This window comes from Enterobacter cloacae complex sp. I3 (genome assembly GCF_014896175.1).
Lineage (GTDB): Bacteria > Pseudomonadota > Gammaproteobacteria > Enterobacterales > Enterobacteriaceae > Enterobacter > Enterobacter bugandensis.
In genome coordinates, this window is record NZ_JADBQZ010000001.1 from 52804 (window position 1) to 72708 (window position 19905).

The following is a 19905-nucleotide window of genomic DNA, read 5'->3' on the forward strand; positions in this document are numbered from 1 at the left end:
ACGGGGCATTTTTCTACACATTTTCCAGGCTTTCTTTACACCACTTTCGGGCCGTTCTGGTCGACAGAAAATATTTCTCACTTTGTTCAGATAATCACCGGCCAACAATTGGATTCTTAACCATTTTTGTTTAGGCTGTGCGTTCTTTCTTGCCGTCATTTCGCCGAGCGCGAAACACATTCACACGACCATAAGGACGTTTTTCCAGGCATGAATCGCAGACGTTTTCTAAAAGGCTCGCTGGCTGTGGCAGCCCTGAGCGGCACCTCCGGCCTTGCTTCCCTGTTTTCCAAAGCGGCATATGCGGCTGACTCTGACATCGCTGACGGTCAGAGCCGTCGGTTTGACTTCTCCGTACTGCAATCCATGGCGCATGACCTGGCGAAAACCCCGTGGGGTGGCGCGCCGCGTCCGCTGCCGGAGACGCTGGCGACCATGACGCCGCAGGCGTATAACGCCATCCGCTACGATGAAAAACAGTCTCTGTGGAACAACATTGAAGGGCGTCAGCTGGACGTGCAGTTCTTCCATATGGGAATGGGGTTCCGCCGCCGCGTGCGGATGTTCTCGCTGGACCAGTCTACCTCTATGGCGCGCGAGATCCATTTCCGCCCTGAGCTGTTCAGCTACGGTGACACGGGCGTCGATACCAAACAGCTGGAAGGGCAAAGCGATCTCGGCTTTGCGGGCTTCCGCGCCTTTAAAGCGCCTGAGCTGGCGCGCCGCGATATTGTCTCTTTCCTCGGGGCGAGCTATTTCCGCGCGGTGGACGATACCTACCAGTACGGGCTTTCCGCGCGCGGTCTGGCGGTAGATACCTTTACCGACACCCCGGAAGAGTTCCCGGACTTCACCTCCTTCTGGTTTGAAACCGTCAAGCCTGGCGATACCACCTTTACCGTCTATACGCTGCTGGACAGCCCGAGCGTCACCGGTGCCTATAAATTCGTGATCCACTGCGAGAAGAGCCAGGTGATCATGGAGGTGGAAAACCATCTCTACGCGCGTAAGGACATTAAGCAGCTGGGCATCGCGCCGATGACCAGCATGTTCAGCTGCGGCAACAACGAACGCCGCATGTGCGACACCATTCACCCGCAAATCCACGACTCCGACCGCCTGGCAATGTGGCGCGGCAACGGGGAGTGGATCTGCCGTCCGCTCAATAACCCGCAGAAGCTGCAGTTTAATGCCTATCTGGACAAAAACCCGAAAGGGTTCGGCCTGCTGCAGCTCGATCGCGATTTCTCCCACTATCAGGACGTGATGGGCTGGTATAACAAGCGCCCGAGCCTGTGGGTTGAGCCGCGCAATGACTGGGGGAAAGGATCTATCGCGCTGATGGAGATCCCAACCACCGGTGAAACGCTGGATAACGTGGTCTGCTTCTGGCAGCCGGAAAAACCGGTGAAAGCGGGCGACGAGCTGGACTTTAAATATCGTCTCTACTGGAGCGCGCAGCCGCCGGTGCGTTCCCCGCTGGCCAACGTTTACGCGACCCGCACCGGCATGGGCGGCTTCCCGGAGGGCTGGGCGCCGGGCGAACACTATCCGAAAGTGTGGGCCCGTCGCTTTGCGATTGATTTCGTCGGCGGTGACCTGAAGGCCGCCGCGCCGAAGGGCATCGAGCCGGTGATTACGCTCTCCAGCGGTGAAGCGAAGCAGGTTGAGATCCTTTACGTTGAGCCGTTTGACGGGTATCGCATTCTGTTTGACTGGTACCCAACGTCGGATTCGACGGAGCCGGTGGATATGCGCCTGTTCCTGCGCTGCCAGGGCGATGCCATCAGCGAAACCTGGCTGTATCAGTATTTCCCGCCAGCGCCGGATAAACGTCATTACGTTGATGACCGGGTAATGCGTTAACGATCGATTCCCTCTCCCACGGGAGAGGGTTAGGGTGAGGGGCAATGACCGCAACACAATCCGAAACTATTCCCGTATCTGACGCGCTCGAGCTTCGCGCCGTCGAAGAGCGTTACACCGCCGAACTGCATAACCTTGTCGTTAAAAACAGAGCCTTTCTGCAAAACGCCTTTGACTGGGCGCAGCACGTGGGGACTGAAGATGACACCCGACGCAACGTGCAGAGTAACCAGATGCTGCACCAGCGCGGCTACGCCAAAATGTTTTTGATCTTCAGGGAGGATGCGCTGGTCGGCGTACTGTCGTTTAATGCGATTGAGCCTGCCAACAAAGCCGCGTACATCGGCTACTGGCTGGATGAAGCACATCAGGGGCAGGGGATCCTCTCGCAGTCGCTGCAGGCGTTTATGCGCTACTACGCTGAGCGCGGTGAGATCCGCCGATTTGTGATCAAGTGTCGGGTGGCGAATCAGCACAGCAACAGCGTGGCCCTGCGCAACGGTTTCACGCTGGAAGGGTGCCTGCGGGAAGCGGAATACCTCAATGGCGCCTATGACGATGTGAACATCTACGGCAAAATTTATACACTATAGCGCCCCCAGCAGCGGCGTGCGGGTGATGCGCTGGTCGCCGTTGATCACCTTTTCACCGCGCAGGTGAATGCTCTCACCAGCAAAGGCCTCTATCACCGCATCGTCGGTGATTTCTACCCGATGCTCAATCAGCACGTCGCCGCTGATCCGCGCGCGTCCCTGAATCACCACTTTATCATCCAGCATGATCGGCCCGCCGCGCAGCCATGCCTGACCGCCGATCAGGACGTGGTGCTTGATGATGCAGTTTCCTTCCACCACGGCGTTCTCGGCAATCTGAGAGCTGTAGCGCACGGTAGGGATGGCGTCATCGTCGAAACCGGCTATCACGCGGGCGTTGCCGTACACTTTGGCGCAGTCGCACACCCAGACGTTGTTGAGTTCGTTACCTTCGAGGATCGCGCAGTCGAACACCTCGGCGCGGTGCTCAACAAACGCGTTATTCACCATCGCCTCGCCGTATATTTGTGCCTGATGCACAATGCGCGATCGGCTTACCGTCGCCTTGCCGTAGATTTGCAGGATCTGGTCGTGGTCCGGCGTGAGTCCTTTAGCGGCAATGATGACGCTGTTGTGCAGCACGCGCGCATCGCCGTAGAGATGGCACTCACCCCGCACACAGGAGTGCTGAATAGTGACGTTGTCACTTATTCGCGCCCCGTGGCTGACCTCTGCGGCGTCAAGCCAGCAGTTATCGCCGATATGCGCGTCATGGCTGACGGTGCACGGCAGGGTCAGGCGCGCGTTGCCGGACACGGTTGCGCCAGCGAATACCACGCTGTTTTCATCGTAGAGCCAGCAGTCTCCGTCCTGCGCAAGGGCGCGCTCATCGTCAATCCAGCCGCCTTTCGTGCCGGCCTTCACATCGTTAAAGTCCACCGAAGCGATAATCTGCCGCAGCGTCGTTGAGTGGGATGTTTCGCCATTTTTCCATTGCCAGAGCCGGGTTTCATCGCTGAGCCGATACTTATTCATCGTGGGGTCCCTGATATGCGTCTTCACTAAACGTAGCAAACTTTTGGCTTTCCGTTGTGCTGGCATCCGTTGCTGAAACCCCTTAAAATGGCATTTAAAATACATTTTAAAAAATCAAATTAATGGATAAATTAAATAAACCTGAACAGGCGCTTAACCTTCCCGCCGGCTATTTTGGCATGGTGCTGGGCATCATCGGCATGGGTTTCGCCTGGCGATACGCCAGCACCCTGTGGCCGGTGACGCGCTGGCCGGGTGAGATTCTGGTTGCTCTCGCAGTTGCCTGCTGGTTTTTACTGACGACGGCGTTTATTACCCGTGCGATCCGTTTCCCGCACAGCGTGCTGGCAGAGATGCGCCACCCGGTAATGAGCAGCTTCGTCAGCCTTTTTCCGGCCACCACCATGCTGGTCGCCATCGGTTTTGTGCCCTGGTTCCGCCCGGTATCGCTGGCGCTGTTCGGCGTGGGCGTGGTGTTACAGCTTGCTTACTCCGCCTGGCAAAGCGCCGGGCTCTGGCGAGGCAGGCACCCGCAGGAGGCCACCACGCCCGGATTGTATCTGCCGACGGTGGCGAATAATTTCATCAGCGCGATGGCGTGCGGTGCTCTGGGGTTCAACGATGCAGGGCTCGTTTTTCTCGGCGCGGGCGTCTTTTCCTGGCTCAGCCTGGAGCCGGTGATCCTCCAGCGTCTTCGCAGCGCCGGGGAGCTTCCCACCGCGCAGCGCACCGCTTTAGGCATTCAGCTGGCGCCCGCGCTGGTGGCGTGCAGCGCCTGGTTTAGCGTCAACGGTGCGGAAGCCGACACCTTCGCCAAAATGCTGTTCGGCTACGGCCTGTTGCAGTTGCTCTTTATGCTGCGCCTGCTGCCGTGGTATGTGTCTCAGCCGTTTAACGCCTCCTTCTGGAGTTTCTCGTTTGGCGTGTCGGCTCTGGCTACCACCGGGCTGCATCTGGGTCACGGCAGTTCGTCTGGATTCTTCCACGCCATTGCCGTGCCGCTGTTTATCTTTACCAATCTCATCATTGGGATGCTGTTGGTCCGTACGTTTATTCTGCTGATTCAGGGCAAACTTCTGGTGCGCACTGATAAGGCACTGCTTATGCAATCTGAGGAAAAATAATGGCTGTCGATGAAAATTACTTCACAGAGAAATATGGCTTAACCCGTACGCATTCAGAGGTGCTGTACAGCGCGGGGATCGTAAAGCCCGGCAAGACATTGGATCTGGGCTGCGGAAATGGCCGCAACAGCCTTTACCTGGCGGCCAACGGCCACGAGGTGACCGCCTGGGATAAAAACCCGATGAGCGTTGATAACATTGAGCGCATCAAGGCGGCAGAAGGGATTGAGAATCTGCACACTGCCGTCAAAGATCTTAACAGCCTGAGCTTTGACGGCGAGTACGACTTTATTCTCTCCACCGTGGTGCTGATGTTCCTGGAGGCGAAAACCATTCCGGGCCTTATCGCCAACATGCAGCGCTGCACCAAACCCGGCGGCTACAACCTGATCGTTGCCGCGATGGACACGGCGGATTACCCGTGCACCGTGGGCTTCCCGTTTGCGTTCAAAAGCGGTGAGCTGAGCAGCTACTACGAAGGCTGGGAGCTGCTCAAATACAACGAAGAGGTTGGCGAACTGCACCGCACCGATGAAAACGGCAACCGCATCAAGCTGCGCTTTGCCACCATGCTGGCGCGCAAGCCCGCTTAACGGGCGGCCAGCAGGCAGATCTGCAGGGCAGTCTTGTAAGACGCCTCGAACGACGACAGCGGCAGGAACTCAAACTTCGAGTGGAAATTATGCGCGCCGGTGAAGAAGTTCGGGGTGAGTAGCCCTTTTGCCGACAGCGCCGCACCGTCCGTGCCGCCGCGCATAGGGATCGGTTTTGGGGTGATGCCGAGCGATTCCATCGCCTCAAACATCAGGTCGATGGCGCGCCGGTCTTCACCAATCGCATTGCTGATGTTGCTGTAGGTATCTTCAATGCGATAGTCGACCTTCGCCGTCGGGTGTTGGGCGGCAATCAGCGCGGCGACGTCCGCAATCTGCTGCTTGCGGGCGTCAAAGCTGGTTTTATCAAAATCGCGAATATTAGCCTTTAGCACGGCGTCGTTCTGTCCGGCCTGAATGCCGTTAAACCAGATATAGCCCTCGCGGCCCTCGGTGCACTCCGGGGTTTGCTGGCGGTCGAAATGGCTGATGAAGTCGGTCGCCATCAATAACGGATTCACCAGTACCCCTTTGGCGGACATCGGGTGCGCCGTCACGCCGGTGAAGTGGATCTCTGCCGCTGCCGCGTTAAAATTCTCGTAAACAATTTCTCCCAGCTCGCAGCAGTCGATGGTCCAGGCAAAGTCCACGTCGAAGCGTTTCAGATCCAGCGCCTTGGCCCCGTTCAGGCCAATCTCTTCGTCGGGCACAAACGCGACCACAATGTCGCCATGCTGATGCTCAGCGGTGAGGTTTTCCAGTACGGTCATTACCACCGTCACCGCCGCTTTATTGTCTGCGCCCAATACGCTGGTACCGTCGCTGAAAATAATCTCCTCATTGGGATAAGCCAGAATTTCCGGGTGCTCGTTCACGTGCAGCCAGATGTCTTTTTCCTTATTCAGACAGAGATCTTCACCATTAAACGTTAATATTTGCGGATGAATATTCGGTGATAAACCGACGTCAACGGTATCAATGTGGGTAATAAAGCCGATGCGCGGCGCGCGGGGCACGTTGCCTTTTTTCACTGCCGTCACGGTCGCGAATTCGTCAATCACGATGTCGTCTAACCCCAGCTGCGCCAGCTCCTGCGCCAGCTCTCGCGCCATGTCGTGCTGGCCCGGCGTCGAGGGCAGAGTTTTCACTTTCGGATCGCTCTGGCTGGTAATCGCAAGATAGCGGAAAAAACGGTGCGTTAATTGTCTGGATAGCGGCGAGCCCATAGTGTTTTCTTCCTTATTTATTTTTCGGGTGTTTGCCACTTCACTTTAATGTTATTTATGAAATGGCAAAAGAATTAATTAGCCGTCGAATTAAAAAGACAGGAATAAATGATGACAAGCAAACGCACAACGTTAACGCTGGCACTCGCTGCGCTCACGGTCAGTTCCACCGTAGCCGCGAAAACGCTGGTGTATTGCTCCGAAGGGTCACCGGAAAACTTTAATCCCCAGTTATACACCTCGGGCACCAGCGTGGATGCCAGCGCAGTGCCGGTCTACAACCGGCTGGTCGATTTCAAACCCGGTACCACGGAGCTGGTGCCGAGCCTGGCAGAGCGCTGGGAGGTGAGCGACGACGGCAAGGTTTATACCTTCCATCTGCGTAAAGGGGTGAAGTTTCAGAGCAATAAATTCTTCACGCCGACCCGCGATTTAAACGCCGATGACGTGATCTTCTCGTTTATGCGCCAGAAGGACGTGAACCATCCCTATCACAACGTCTCAAACGGCAGCTATTCCAACTTCGAAAGCCTGGAGTTTGGCAGCCTGATTACTGCTATTGATAAAGTCGATGACCACACGGTGCGCTTTACCCTGGCGCACCCTGAAGCGCCGTTTGTTGCGGATCTGGCATGGTATTTTGCCTCGATCCTCTCCGCGGAGTATGCCGATGCAATGTTGAAAGCGGGCACGCCGGAGAAGGTGGATATGCAGCCCATTGGCACCGGGCCGTTTAAGCTGGCGCAGTATCAGAAGGATTCCCGCATTCTGTTTACGGCGTTTGCCGACTACTGGCAGGGGAAATCAAAGCTGGACAGGCTGGTGTTCAGCATTACCCCGGATGCCTCCGTACGTTTTGCCAAAATTGAAAAGAACGAGTGTCAGGTCATGCCGTTCCCGAACCCGGCCGATCTGCCGCGCATGAAGGCCAACAAAGATATCACCCTGATGAGCAAGGCGGGGCTGAATACCGGCTTCCTGGCGTTCAACACGCAGAAGCCGCCGCTGGATAACGTGAAGGTCCGTCAGGCGCTGGCGATGGCCATCAACAAACCGGCCATTATTGACGCGGTGTTCCACGGTACCGGAACGGTGGCGAAGAATCTGCTGCCGCCGGGCGTCTGGAGTGCCGACAGCGAACTTAAGGATTACGACTACGATCCTGAGAAGGCGAAAGCGCTGCTGAAAGAGGCCGGTTTTGCCAGCGGCGTCAGCATTGATTTATGGGCGATGCCGGTCCAGCGGCCCTATAACCCGAATGCGAAACGCATGGCGGAGATGATTCAGGCGGACTGGGCGAAAATCGGCGTGCAGACCAAAATTGTCACCTACGAATGGGGCGAGTACCTGAAACGCGTCAAGGGCGGAGAGCATCAGGCCGCGCTGATGGGCTGGACGACGGCCACCGGCGATCCGGACAACTTCTTTGGCCCGCTGTTTACCTGCACCTCGGCCAACGGCGGTTCGAATTCGGCGAAGTGGTGCTATAAGCCGTTTGATAAAATTATCGCGGAAGCAAAATCAACCACCGATCGCGACAAGCGCGTAGCGCTGTATAAAGAAGCGCAGCAGATCATGCATGACCAGATGCCGGCGGTCATGATTGCGCATTCAACGATCTTCGAACCGGTGCGCAAAGAGGTGACAGGTTACGAAATCGATCCGTTTGGCAAACATTTGTTCTGGCAGGTGGATATTAATCAGTAATTTTCTCTGCCCGGTACGCTGCCGGGCACTCTTTTCGCAATTTGTGCTCCCCACGTCATTTTTTGTCACAACAAACCCACCGAACTTTTGCTATAACTTCAAATGCATACTTGCAGATTACATGGAAAACTATCATGCGTACTCAAACTTTTTTTAAAGTTGCAGTGCTTACTGGTTTATTGGCAGTGGCGGGCTGTTCTTCAAAAGTCGCGGCTCCAGAACAATATTCAGGCTTTTTAAAAGATTATTCCGGCTTGCAGCAGACGACGTCTGCAACGGGTAAACCAACGCTGCGTTGGGTTGACCCTTCCTATAACGAAGCCAACTATGACAGCATTATCTGGACGCCAATTACCTATTATCCAGCGCCAAAACCAACCACTCAGATTGGTAAAAGAACGCTTGATGAGCTGCTGGATTACACCAATAACAAAATGAAAACGGCTATTGGTACCCGTAAGCCGATTGTGACCACGCCGGGTAAACACAGCCTGATTTTCCGCGGTGCTATCACCGGGGTGAGTTCGCAGAAGGAAGGTCTGCAGTTCTATGAAGTGGTGCCGGTCGCGCTGGTGGTAGCAGGTACGCAGATGGCAACCGGCCATCGCACCATGGATACCCATCTCTACTTTGAAGGCGAGCTGATCGACGCGGCCACCAACAAACCGGTGATGAAGGTGGTTCGTAAAGGTGAAGGCAAAGAGCTGAATAACGAAAGTACGCCGATGACCTTTGCGACGCTGAAGCAGGTTGTTGACGACATGGCGACGGACGCCACCATGTTTGACGTGCATAAAACAGCGAAATAACGTTAAGCGGCCTGCATTGCGCAGGCCGTTTTTTTTACGCCGTACGCAGGCGCCTGAACCAGGTCTCTGGTTTCGTGAACATCACCATATTCCCGCCCAGAATCAGCAGCAAACCGACGATACCGTTGATGTGCCAGACGTAGCCTTCATACACCGTTGAGATAGAGAGCGCCACCAGCGGGAAGAGCAGCGTACTGTAGGCCGCTTTCCCGGGGCCGATACGTCCCACCAGCGTGAAGTAGGCGCCAAAGGCAATCACCGAGCCGAAGAGGGCCAGATAGAGCAGCGCGCCCATGTAGGTGACCGTCCATTCCGGGGTAAAACTGTCGCCTCTGAAGAGCGCAATCCCCCCCATCACCAGCGTGCCGTAAAGCATAGCCCAGGCGTTGGTGGTCATGGTTTCCAGACCTCTGCGCTGATGGCGCATGCTGATCATATTGCCCAGCGAGAAGCCGTACGTGCCGAGGGCGGAAAGGCCAATGCCCGTCAGGAGCGATACGCTCCAGCCGCTGGCCAGCAGGTCGTCCCAGAAAAGGGTCACGATCCCCACAAGACCCAGCGCCGCCGCCGTCCAAAAACGCGCGGGCGGGCGCTGTCCAAAGAAAATAAAACAGTTAATGGCGTTGTAGAGCACCGCCATGGAGAAGATCACCGATTCCAGCCCGGTGTTGATGTGTGCCGCCGCGGTATAAAAACACCAGAAGTTAAAGCAGAAGACGCAGCATCCTTGAAGCATGCAGAACAGATGATCCCGCAGCGCCAGCTTACGCAACCGGCGCAGGGCAAGTAACACCACCATCATCGTGGCGCTGGCCACCGCGAAACGCCAGAAAATAGAGACGGGGGCGGGTACGGGACCCTGCTGCAGAAAAATGGCAATCCAGGTGGTTCCCCAGATGATCACCACCAGTCCGTATAATAACGCGTTCATATTTTTCTCTTATCAAACCACGGAAGCCCGCAGTATGGCGCTGTCATCGCTCTGGGGCTTTCACCGGCTTGCGGTAGACTTGCAAAATCTTGCGCTTTTTTCTTTTCCGGGGCTGGCAACGGGGGACAACAGTTCTTAGACTGACAGTTCACTCAATAACGCGCTAACGGTTATGTCTCACGCTTACGATACCTTTGAAACGCTTCGCCAGCAGAATGCGGTCCTGCGGGAAACGGTCGCGCTCAATTCCGGCATTCAGCTGGCGGCGTGGTACAACAAGCACGATACGATAACGGTTAAAAGCAATCATCATACCCTTAGCCTGTACGTTGCCGACGGTTACGAAAGCTATCAAAAGACGCCGGGCGGCTGGAAGAACGGCGGGGGACCGGACCGTTTCTGTCTGATGCCGAAAGAGAGCGAATCGACTTGGGATATTCGCGATGACCTGTCGTTTGTCCATCTCTACTGCACCGATGAACACCTGCGCGATGTGGGCGAAAAAATCTGGGACAAGCGGCCCCTGTCGCTGACTCTGGACGAGCGCATTTTTGGCAGCGACCCGAAGATCACCGCGCTGTACCGCCAGTTTCTGCTCGGCTGCGACTGGCAGCAGCAGGCCAACCAGCTCACCCTGAGCACGGCCTCTACACTGCTGTTGACCCACCTGCTGCAAAACTACGCCAACGTTCAGTGGAAGCTCCCGGTCGTTACCGGCGGGCTATCGCCGTTTGTTCTGCGCAACGTGCTGGCTTTTATTGAAGAAAACCTCGGACAGCCCCTGACGCTGGCCGATCTGGCGGCGCAGGCCGCACTCAGCGAATACCATTTTGCCCGCATGTTCCGCCAGTCGACGGGGCTGGCGCCGCATCAGTACGTTATGCAACGGCGCATGGAAAAAGCGAAAAACCTGGTGCAGCATACCTCGACGCCGCTGACGGATATCGCGCTGGCCTGCGGGTTTAACTCCGCCAGCCACTTCAGTAACCGTTTTCGCAGCGTCATGGGCATCACGCCGTCACAGCTGCGCGCGTCGAGCGCGTGAAAACAGGGCATAGCTTACGCCGCCCAGCACCAGCCCCCAGAATGCCGAGCCGATGCCCAGGATCGTGACGCCGCTTGCGGTCATCAGAAACGTGACGATAGCCGCGTCGCGCTCCGCTTCATGATTCAGCGCCTGATATAAACTCCCGCTGATGGTACCCAGCAGCGCCAGACCGGCCAGCGTCTGGATCCAACTGAGCGGCAGCGCAGCCATTATCCCGGTGATGGATCCGCCGAACACTCCCGCCAGCAGATAAAACCCGCCCGCGGCGATGGCCGCCAGCCAGCGTTTACCGGCATCGGGATGGGCATCCGGGCTTTGACAGATAGCGGCGGTAATGGCGGCTATGCAGATGGAAAAGACGCCGAAGGGGGACAGCAGCAGCGCCAGCCCGCCCGTAAAAATAATGAGCGGTGAGACCGCCAGCGGATAGCCGGACGCTTTCATGGTCGCGAAACCGGGCGCATTTTGCGAGGCCATGGTCACCAGGAAGAAGGGCAAGCCGATGCTCACCAGGCTGGTGAAGGTGAACGTGGGCGCAATAAACTCAGGTGTCACGAAGGAAATGGTGATTTTATCCGTGACAACGTCACCTCCCGCCCACGCCACGATCCCGCCCACCAGCAGCGTAACGACGATTGCATAGCGCGGTGCCAGCGCTTTCGCCAGCAGCCACGCGGCAATCATGCTGCCGCACAGCAGAAAGTGCCCGTCCAGATGGGCAAACGCATGCAGCCCAAACTGCAGGAGTACGCCTGCCAGCATGGCCGCAGCCAGTGAGTGTGGGATCAGCTTCATCAGGCGGGCGAAAAGCCCGGTCATGCCGCAGAGTAAAATGAGCGCGTTGGCGAAGATAAACACGCCGATTGTCTCGGCCAGCGTCACGCCGTGCAGGCTGGTGGCGAGTAGCGCCGCGCCGGGCGTAGACCAGGCGGTCAGCACCGGAGCTTTATACCACCAGGAGAGCGCCAGCGTGCTGACGCCCATCCCAACCCCCAGCGCGGTCATCCAGCCCGCAATCTGCTGCGCGCTGGCGCCTGCCGCCGCGGCGGCCTGCCAGATGATGGCTGCCGAACTGGCGTAACCGACCAGAACGGCGACAAATCCAGCCAGTACGACTGGAACGAGATGAGAGGTAGGTCGCATAGAAACTCCGCTGTGCGTTATAACGTCCGCGATAAGGTAACACTGTGCGCTATAGCGTACAAGTGGTATGCTCAGGGCCATCAGGAGGGAGCATGGACATTACACAACATCTTGCAGCAACGCTGAAAACGCTGCGCCAGGCGCGCGGCTGGAGTTTGTCGAAGCTGGCGGACGAAACGGGCGTGTCGAAAGCGATGCTTGGGCAAATCGAGCGCAATGAGTCCAGCCCGACGGTGTCGACGCTGTGGAAAATTGCCACCGGGCTGAACGTCCCGTTTTCCGCTTTCATTACGCCCGAGGCGGACAGACCGGCTGTGTTTGATTCACAGCAGCAGGCGATGGTGGTCAAACCGCTCTTTCCCTGGGATGAGACGCTCCGGTTCGATCATTTCTCCATCACGCTGGCACCGGGTGCCCTGAGCGAGTCCACGCCGCATGAGGCAGGCGTGATTGAACATGTGGTGGTCATCAGCGGCGAGCTGGAGATGAACATCAACGACGAGTGGCAGACGGTGCATGCCGATTCTGGCGTCCGTTTTGCCGGCGATAAACCGCACGCCTACCGCAACAGCAGCGACCGGCCGGTGCATTTTCACTCTCTGATCCATTATCCCCGCTGAGGCTACGCAAAACTGTTTCGCTGGCGCATACTTCTGACTACAATAGCCGCCATTTTGACCATAACGGATAACGACGAAGTATGCGCCTGCAATCCCATCATCTTGAACTTTTAAGCCCGGCCCGCGACGCCGCCATTGCCCGTGAAGCGATCCTTCATGGCGCTGACGCCGTCTATATCGGCGGCCCTGGCTTCGGTGCCCGCCATAACGCCAGCAACAGCCTGCGCGATATTGCCGATCTGGTGCCGTTCGCCCACCGTTTCGGGGCGAAAGTGTTCGTGACCCTGAACACCATTCTTCATGATGATGAGCTGGAGCCCGCGCAGCGTCTGATTACCGATCTCTACCAGACCGGCGTCGATGCCCTGATTGTTCAGGATATGGGCGTGCTTGAGCTGGATATTCCGCCTATCGAACTGCATGCCAGCACCCAGTGCGATATCCGCACGGTTGAGAAGGCGAAGTTTCTCTCCGACGTGGGCTTTTCGCAGATCGTTCTGGCCCGCGAGCTGAACCTCAATCAGATCCGCGATATTCACCAGGCGACGGACGCGACGATCGAATTCTTTATCCACGGCGCGCTGTGCGTGGCCTATTCCGGCCAGTGCAACATTTCCCACGCCCAGACGGGCCGCAGCGCCAACCGCGGCGACTGCTCGCAGGCCTGCCGTCTGCCGTATACCCTGAAAGACGACCAGGGTCGCGTGGTGGCGTTCGAAAAACACCTGCTTTCCATGAAGGATAACGATCAGACCGCCAACCTGGGCGCGCTGATCGACGCGGGCGTGCGTTCCTTTAAGATTGAAGGGCGCTACAAAGATATGAGTTACGTGAAGAACATCACCGCGCACTATCGCCAGATGCTGGACGCCATCATCGAAGATCGCGGTGACCTGGCGCGCGCCTCGGCCGGTCGTACCGAACATTTCTTTATTCCGTCAACGGACAAAACCTTCCACCGCGGCAGCACGGACTATTTCGTGAACGCCCGCAAAGGGGATATTGGCGCGTTTGACTCACCGAAATTTATCGGTTTACCGGTCGGTGAAGTGCTGAAAGTGGCGAAAGATCACCTGGACGTTGAAGTGACCGAGCCGCTGGCGAACGGCGACGGCCTGAACGTGATGATTAAGCGTGAAGTGGTGGGCTTCCGCGCCAACACGGTCGAAAAAACCGGCGAGAACCGCTACCGCGTCTGGCCGAATGAAATGCCTGCCGATCTCTACAAGGCAAGGCCGAACGCGCCGCTCAACCGTAACCTGGATCATAACTGGCAGCAGGCGTTGCTGAAAACCTCCAGCGAGCGTCGCATCGCGGTGGACATTGAGCTGGGCGGCTGGGAAGAGCAGCTGATCCTGACCATGACCTGCGAAGACGGCATCAGCGTAACGCATACGCTTGATGGCCTGTTCGAGGTGGCAAACAACGCGGAGAAAGCGCTTAACAGCCTGAAGGACGGCGTAGCGAAGCTGGGCCAGACGATTTACTACGCGCGCGCCATCGAGGTTAATCTGCCGGACGCGCTGTTCGTGCCGAACAGCCTGCTGAATCAGTTCCGCCGCGAAACGGCAGAGATGCTGGATGCCGCACGCCTGGCGCAGTATCCGCGCGGCAGCCGTAAGGCCGAATCCGTTCCTGCGCCTGTGTATCCGGACACCCATTTATCGTTCCTGGCCAACGTTTACAACCATAAAGCGCGTGAATTTTATCATCGCCACGGCGTGCAGCTTATCGACGCGGCCTATGAAGCGCACGAAGAGAAGGGCGATGTGCCGGTGATGATCACCAAGCACTGCCTGCGCTTTGCTTTTAACCTGTGCCCGAAACAGGCGAAAGGGAATATTAAAAGCTGGAAGGCCACCCCCATGCAGCTGGTCAACGGTGACGAAGTTCTGACCCTGAAGTTTGACTGCCGTCCTTGTGAAATGCATGTTATCGGCAAAATGAAAAACCACATTTTCAAAATGCCACCGCCGGGCAGCATCGTTGCGTCCGTGAGCCCGGACGATCTGATGAAAACCCTTCCGAAACGCAAGGGCAGTTAATTACCTTACGTGCGTGTCCGGTTTGCGCGATTTCTGCCACAGGTGGTGTTCGCGCAAACCCTCCGCTGACTCTTCCGCTACACTGCGTAACTCGTCACTGTCGGCCTCATGCCGCAGCTGATGCTCCACATTCTTTACCCAAACATATTCATGGCCTTTGTGCCCGGCCATCAGCTGGCCGGAAAAGAGGGCACAAATAAGCATGATAAAAGATAGCCCTTTTTTGAACATAAATTCACCGAATAAGAACAGCGCGGGGAAATCATGCCAATTATTGTTTAGGGTTATTATTCAAAATTTCAAAATAGCGCAAAGAAAATGTCAAATAACGTGGGTTCATAATACCGATTAGGATTTTTCTTAAAATATATGTGCGTTTTTGTAAACCTCCTATTTCTGGTCCATAGTTGGATGTTCGCTTTAAGGATAAATCCTATATAATAGTGAATCTCTGGCTAAGGAATGGGTCATTCATAAATGAAAAAAATAATAGCGTTTTCGCTTCTGGCTGTTGCGGTAGGTGCCGTTGCAGCGATTCGTTATGCAGGTAATGACGAACCAGAATATATTCAGTCCGCTGAAATTCGCGTTGGTTCCTATTTAACCAGCGACTATGGACGCGTAGCGTGCACTAGTAAAAGAGTAAATGAACAGCGCTGGGAATTAGACTGCACCCATCCGGCACGGGGAAAAACATTCCAGTTTGCGGTATATCCCTCTGAAAAGGCTCCCTATGGCGTATCGCGATCGTTTTATCTCGAGGCCCTTAACGATGATGCCAGGCAGAGCGCTGAGCAGGGCCTGATGCGCTATTTACAAATCAATACCAGCGCGAGTTAATCAGGCTGTTTAGCTTTCGTTGAGACAGCCAGTGTTAGTTTGTATGAGATCCGCTGCCCGACCATGGAGCGTCGGGGACGTAGAGACCAAAATACAAATCTATCCATGCAAGCATTTACCGCCAGATAATGGCGGTTTTTTTTTGCGCTTTTGCCGCTAGCGGGCAGTATCAGAACGTGAAAATTGTTTGCGATACTGAGCCGGGGAAAGCGCAAACTGCTGACGAAAATGATGACGCAGCGTCGACGCCTGACCAAACCCGGTCTGTTCCGCGATGCTGTCGATGCTTAAACGGCTGCTCTCCAGATAATCTTTTGCTCTCAGCAGGCGTTCATTAAGCAGCCAGCGAGCAGGCGTCGTGCCCGTTGCCGCCTCGAAGCGACGAAGAAAGGTGCGCTGGCTCATGCCGACCCGACGCGCCAGCGAGTCGACGCTGTGCGGCTCGACAAGGTGCGTGTGCAGAAAATCAAACAGCTGGCCCAGGCGCTGGCTCTCACGCAGCTGCGCCACCGGGCGACTCAGCTGCTGCGGCTGTGAACCATCCCGGTGAGGGGGGATCACCAGCCGACGCGCCACGCTGTTGGCGGTTTCCAGCCCATAATCCCTTCGTACAACATGAAGGCAGAGATCGATCCCCGCCGCGCTGCCCGCGGAGGTCAGGATATCGCCCTCGTCCTGGTAGAGCACATCCTCAACCACCTCGATGTGAGGGTAGCGGACCTTAAGCGCGTCAATGTAGCGCCAGTGCGTCGTGGCTTTACGTCCGTTCAGCAGCCCCGTAGCGGCCAGCACGAACACGCCCGAGCAGATGGACAGCAGCTGACATCCGCGCGCGCTGGCCTGGCGCAGCGCCTCGCAGAGCGCCGGAGGAACCGGTGAGTCCAGCCCCCGCCAGCCGGGAACCACGATCAGGTCCGCCGACGCAAGCAGGCTCAAGTCCCCATCGGTAACGATGCGGATCCCGCCGGTCGCCCGCAGTTCTCCGCTATCCACGCTCGCCACCGCAAAACGATACCAGTCGTCGCCCAGCTCCGGACGCGGCAGGCCAAAAATCTCAACCGCCACGCCAAACTCAAAGGTACATAGCCCGTCATACGCCAGCACCACCACCTGCGGACGGGTAACCTGTCTTAAGTTTGTCATCTTTTTGCTGTTTTCTGGCATAAGCGAGCGCATTCACGGGCTGAATTTGTGGATAGAGTAGTGTTAACACAAACGCCAAAGATGAGGAAGGATCATGAGCTATGTTACTGAATTTCCGGCTGCCGAGCCGCAGGAAGCCGTTAGCCATTTTCTGCGTCGCCTGAGCGTCGAAACCGACTGCGCCGACGTGCATCACGCCATCGCCAATAATGAGCAGGACTTCGTGCTGCTGCACGTGGTGGGGAGCCCGGAGCAGTTTGCCCGCCGCCATGTGCCGGGCACACTGCATATGCCGTGGAGCCAGATGACCGCTGAGCGGATGTCTCAATGGCCGGAAGGGACGCTGTTTGTCGTCTACTGCGCGGGGCCACACTGTAACGGCGCGGACAGGGCGGCGCTGAAGCTGGCGCGTCTCGGGCTGCCGGTCAAAATCATGCTCGGCGGCATCACCGGCTGGGAAGATGAACGCTACGCCTTTGCCAGCCAGGCGCACGCTGACGCGCTGTGAAGATGAATTTTTTTCAACACCCGTGAAATTTTCTCGTTTGCCGGAAACGGTAAGGTATGACATCTTTTTTGGACATTTAGACATCCAGAAGTCTAAAGATTCAAATAATGAATTATCACTGCGGGCAATTAATACCGGCAGACTGAGGAGATTTCCATGCAACGACAGCACGCCCCATACCGCGCCGACGTAGTCGGCAGCTTTTTACGTCCGGATGCCATCAAGCAGGCTCGCCTGAAGTTCGCCAGCGGCGAGATTGATGCCGGACAGCTTCGCGCGGTGGAGGACGAGGCTATTCGCCACGTCGTCGAGCAGCAGTGCGCGTGCGGCCTGCATGTGGTGACCGACGGTGAATTTCGCCGTGCCTGGTGGCACTTCGATTTCTTCGACGGTCTTCAGGGCGTTGAGCGTTACGATTCACAGCAGGGGATTCAGTTCAACGGAGTACAAACCAAAGCCCACGGCGTGCGCGTGACCGGCAAGCTGGGCTTTGGCGACCACCCGATGCTGGAAGACTTCCGCTATCTGAAAAGCATCAGCGGCAATGCCCAGCCGAAGATGACCATTCCCAGCCCAAGCGTGCTCCATTTCCGCGGCGGGCGCAAAGACATCGACGCGACGGTGTACCCGGATCTGAACGACTATTTCGACGATCTGGCAACCACCTGGCGCGACGCGATACGCGCATTCTACGACGCGGGCTGCCGTTATCTGCAGCTGGACGACACCGTCTGGGCCTACCTCTGCTCGGACGACCAGCGCCGTCAGATCCGCGAGCGCGGCGACGATGCCGATGAGCTGGCGCAAATCTATGCCCGCGTACTAAACAAGGCCCTGGAAGGCAAGCCGGAGGATCTGACCATCGGGCTGCACGTCTGCCGCGGTAACTTCCGTTCAACCTGGATTTCCGAAGGCGGCTACGAGCCGGTGGCGGAAGTGCTGTTCGGGACGGTCAACGTTGACGCATTCTTCCTTGAATACGATAACGACCGCAGCGGGGATTTCGCGCCGCTGCGCTTCGTTCGCCCGGGCAAGCAGCAGGTGGTGCTGGGCCTGATCACCACGAAAAACGGTGAGCTGGAGAACCCGGAAGGGGTGAAGGCCCGTCTGGAAGAGGCGGCGAAATACGTGTCGAAAGATCAAATCTGCCTCAGCCCGCAGTGCGGTTTTGCCTCCACCGAAGAGGGCAACAGCCTGAGCGAGTCCCAGCAGTGGGATAAGGTCCGTCTGGTGACGCAGATCGCCAGCGAAGTCTGGTAAAAGCGCTTCCTCAGCGCTGCATTATAAAAGTGCAGCGCTGTGCCATTCTGAGTCGTTCTCTTTACATCCTGCCTTCTGTCTCCTGCAATAGCGCTTCCTCCATTCTGGCATCCTTTTTGCTCCTGCTTCGCTGACACCTTTATTTCCGCGTCCATGCCGTAACGGACGTTTTCGCACAGCGTTCTTTTTCAGGAGTGAAAATATGCAGCGTCGTACCTTATTAAAAGCCTTTGCGTTATCCGCGTCCGTCGTGGCGATGGGAATGAGTTTTGGCGTGCAGGCGGCCGACACCATCAAAGTGGGGATCATGCACTCTCTGTCCGGCACGATGGCCATCTCCGAAACCCCGCTAAAGGACGTCGCCCTGATGACCATCGACGAGATCAACGCCAAAGGCGGCGTGCTGGGTAAGAAACTGGAGCCTGTGGTGGTGGATCCAGCCTCAAACTGGCCGCTGTTTGCCGAGAAGGCTCGCCAGCTGCTGAGCCAGGATAAAGTGGCGGTGGTGTTCGGCTGCTGGACATCGGTTTCGCGCAAATCCGTGCTGCCGGTGTTTGAGGAGCTGAACGGCCTGCTGTTCTATCCGGTGCAGTATGAAGGCGAAGAGATGTCGCCAAACGTCTTCTATACCGGCGCGGCGCCGAACCAGCAGGCCATCCCGGCGGTGGAATACCTGATGAGCGAGGACGGCGGCGGGGCGAAGCGCTTCTTCCTGCTGGGTACCGACTACGTTTACCCGCGCACCACCAACAAGATCCTGCGCGCGTTCCTGCATTCAAAAGGGGTTGAGGATAAGGACATCGAAGAGGTTTACACCCCGTTTGGTCACAGCGACTACCAGACCATCGTCGCCAGCATCAAGAAATTCTCCGCCGGCGGCAAAACCGCCGTGGTGTCGACCATCAACGGCGACTCCAATGTGCCGTTCTACAAAGAGCTGGCTAACCAGGGGCTGAAGGCCACCGACGTGCCGGTGGTGGCGTTCTCCGTCGGCGAAGAAGAGCTGCGCGGGATCGACACCAAACCGCTGGTGGGTAACCTGGCGGCGTGGAACTACTTTGAGTCCGTGGATAATCCAACCAACCAGGCGTTCGTCGCGGATTACAAAGCCTATGCGAAGGCGCACAAGCTGCCGAATGCCGATACCGTGGTGACCAACGACCCGATGGAAGCGACTTACGTGGGGATCCATATGTGGGCACAGGCGGTGGAAAAAGCGGGCACCACCGACGTGGATAAGGTACGCGCGGCGATGGCCGGTCAGTCATTTAAGGCGCCGTCTGGCTTTACGCTCACCATGGATGCTACCAACCATCATCTGCATAAGCCGGTCATGATCGGTGAAATTGAAGGCAACGGCCAGTTCAACGTGGTCTGGCAGACGGAACAGCCGGTACGCGCCCAGCCGTGGAGTCCGTTCATCGCCGGGAATGACAAAAAGCCCGACCAGCCGATGAAAACCGCCAGCAACTAG

General features: G+C 56.9%; 19 protein-coding genes. 13 read left to right on the forward strand and 6 right to left on the reverse strand.

Annotated features, from left to right (window positions below):
* Positions 1-210 precede the first annotated feature (210 nt).
* Both IM271_RS00175 and rimL read left to right on the forward strand, forming a co-directional pair.
* Entirely contained in the window at positions 211-1866 is a 1656-nt protein-coding gene (locus tag IM271_RS00175) for a glucan biosynthesis protein D (protein WP_045260490.1), read from the forward strand.
* 44 nt (positions 1867-1910) lie between these two features.
* Positions 1911-2459: a 50S ribosomal protein L7/L12-serine acetyltransferase gene (gene rimL, locus IM271_RS00180; RefSeq protein ID WP_193051939.1), complete on the forward strand. Its 549-nt coding sequence runs from the start codon at positions 1911-1913 to the stop codon at positions 2457-2459.
* Here the strand turns inward: rimL and ydcK are convergent.
* Positions 2454-3434, reverse strand: a complete 981-nt coding sequence (gene ydcK / locus IM271_RS00185) for a YdcK family protein (RefSeq protein WP_193051940.1) — start codon at positions 3432-3434, stop codon at positions 2454-2456. The two genes, rimL and ydcK, sit on opposite strands and share 6 nt — an antisense overlap.
* A gap of 122 nt (positions 3435-3556) precedes the next feature.
* Between ydcK and tehA the strand changes: the two genes are divergently transcribed.
* Together tehA and tehB are read left to right on the forward strand one after the other, a co-directional pair.
* On the forward strand, positions 3557-4558 hold the full coding sequence (gene tehA, locus IM271_RS00190; protein ID WP_193051941.1) for a dicarboxylate transporter/tellurite-resistance protein TehA: 1002 nt from the start codon (positions 3557-3559) through the stop codon (positions 4556-4558).
* The gene (gene tehB, locus IM271_RS00195; protein WP_028013116.1) at positions 4558-5151 is read left to right on the forward strand and encodes a tellurite resistance methyltransferase TehB; all 594 of its coding nucleotides are present in this window, start codon (positions 4558-4560) and stop codon (positions 5149-5151) included. The genes tehA and tehB overlap by 1 nt, the downstream gene beginning before the upstream one ends.
* On the opposite strand, the gene pepT is transcribed toward tehB, so the two are convergent.
* Entirely contained in the window at positions 5148-6377 is a 1230-nt protein-coding gene (pepT, locus tag IM271_RS00200; protein WP_193051942.1) for a peptidase T, read from the reverse strand. The genes tehB and pepT overlap by 4 nt on opposite strands.
* A gap of 111 nt (positions 6378-6488) precedes the next feature.
* Between pepT and IM271_RS00205 the strand changes: the two genes are divergently transcribed.
* Both IM271_RS00205 and IM271_RS00210 read left to right on the forward strand, forming a co-directional pair.
* Positions 6489-8084, forward strand: a complete 1596-nt coding sequence (locus tag IM271_RS00205) for an ABC transporter substrate-binding protein (protein WP_193052036.1) — start codon at positions 6489-6491, stop codon at positions 8082-8084.
* A gap of 134 nt (positions 8085-8218) precedes the next feature.
* Entirely contained in the window at positions 8219-8893 is a 675-nt protein-coding gene (locus IM271_RS00210) for a DUF3313 domain-containing protein (protein WP_041910029.1), read from the forward strand.
* Positions 8894-8927: 34 nt separating this feature from the next.
* Here the strand turns inward: IM271_RS00210 and IM271_RS00215 are convergent, their stop codons facing one another.
* The gene (locus tag IM271_RS00215) at positions 8928-9824 is read right to left on the reverse strand and encodes a DMT family transporter (RefSeq protein ID WP_047365193.1); all 897 of its coding nucleotides are present in this window, start codon (positions 9822-9824) and stop codon (positions 8928-8930) included.
* Between the two features lie 172 nt (positions 9825-9996).
* Between IM271_RS00215 and IM271_RS00220 the strand changes: the two genes are divergently transcribed.
* Positions 9997-10869 carry a helix-turn-helix transcriptional regulator gene (locus IM271_RS00220; RefSeq protein ID WP_193051943.1) on the forward strand — a complete coding sequence of 291 codons (873 nt, stop codon included), beginning with the start codon at positions 9997-9999 and terminating at the stop codon, positions 10867-10869.
* Here the strand turns inward: IM271_RS00220 and IM271_RS00225 are convergent.
* Positions 10843-12015, reverse strand: coding sequence for a benzoate/H(+) symporter BenE family transporter (locus IM271_RS00225; RefSeq protein WP_028013122.1), 1173 nt, complete (start codon positions 12013-12015; stop codon positions 10843-10845). The two genes, IM271_RS00220 and IM271_RS00225, sit on opposite strands and share 27 nt — an antisense overlap.
* Positions 12016-12107: 92 nt before the next feature.
* Here IM271_RS00225 and IM271_RS00230 point away from each other — a divergent pair, with 92 nt between their 5' ends.
* The gene (locus IM271_RS00230) at positions 12108-12635 is read left to right on the forward strand and encodes a helix-turn-helix domain-containing protein (protein WP_045260498.1); all 528 of its coding nucleotides are present in this window, start codon (positions 12108-12110) and stop codon (positions 12633-12635) included.
* 80 nt (positions 12636-12715) lie between these two features.
* Entirely contained in the window at positions 12716-14680 is a 1965-nt protein-coding gene (locus IM271_RS00235; protein ID WP_063942481.1) for a U32 family peptidase, read from the forward strand.
* Here the strand turns inward: IM271_RS00235 and IM271_RS00240 are convergent, their stop codons facing one another.
* The gene (locus IM271_RS00240; protein ID WP_047368536.1) at positions 14681-14911 is read right to left on the reverse strand and encodes a DUF2554 family protein; all 231 of its coding nucleotides are present in this window, start codon (positions 14909-14911) and stop codon (positions 14681-14683) included.
* Between the two features lie 246 nt (positions 14912-15157).
* Here IM271_RS00240 and IM271_RS00245 point away from each other — a divergent pair, with 246 nt between their 5' ends.
* Complete coding sequence (locus IM271_RS00245; protein WP_045260501.1) at positions 15158-15520, forward strand: hypothetical protein; 363 nt, start codon at positions 15158-15160, stop codon at positions 15518-15520.
* Positions 15521-15676: 156 nt separating this feature from the next.
* On the opposite strand, the gene ftrA is transcribed toward IM271_RS00245, so the two are convergent.
* Positions 15677-16684: a transcriptional regulator FtrA gene (ftrA, locus tag IM271_RS00250; RefSeq protein ID WP_088205425.1), complete on the reverse strand. Its 1008-nt coding sequence runs from the start codon at positions 16682-16684 to the stop codon at positions 15677-15679.
* 73 nt (positions 16685-16757) lie between these two features.
* Between ftrA and IM271_RS00255 the strand changes: the two genes are divergently transcribed.
* The 3 genes from IM271_RS00255 (at position 16758) to urtA (ending at position 19905) form a co-directional block, all read left to right on the forward strand.
* Positions 16758-17171 carry a rhodanese-like domain-containing protein gene (locus tag IM271_RS00255; protein ID WP_193051944.1) on the forward strand — a complete coding sequence of 138 codons (414 nt, stop codon included), beginning with the start codon at positions 16758-16760 and terminating at the stop codon, positions 17169-17171.
* A 156-nt stretch (positions 17172-17327) separates the two neighbouring features.
* Positions 17328-18431, forward strand: a complete 1104-nt coding sequence (locus tag IM271_RS00260; protein ID WP_193051945.1) for a cobalamin-independent methionine synthase II family protein — start codon at positions 17328-17330, stop codon at positions 18429-18431.
* Between the two features lie 202 nt (positions 18432-18633).
* Positions 18634-19905 (forward strand): urea ABC transporter substrate-binding protein, encoded by a 1272-nt coding sequence (urtA, locus tag IM271_RS00265; RefSeq protein WP_028013130.1) that lies wholly within the window; start codon positions 18634-18636, stop codon positions 19903-19905.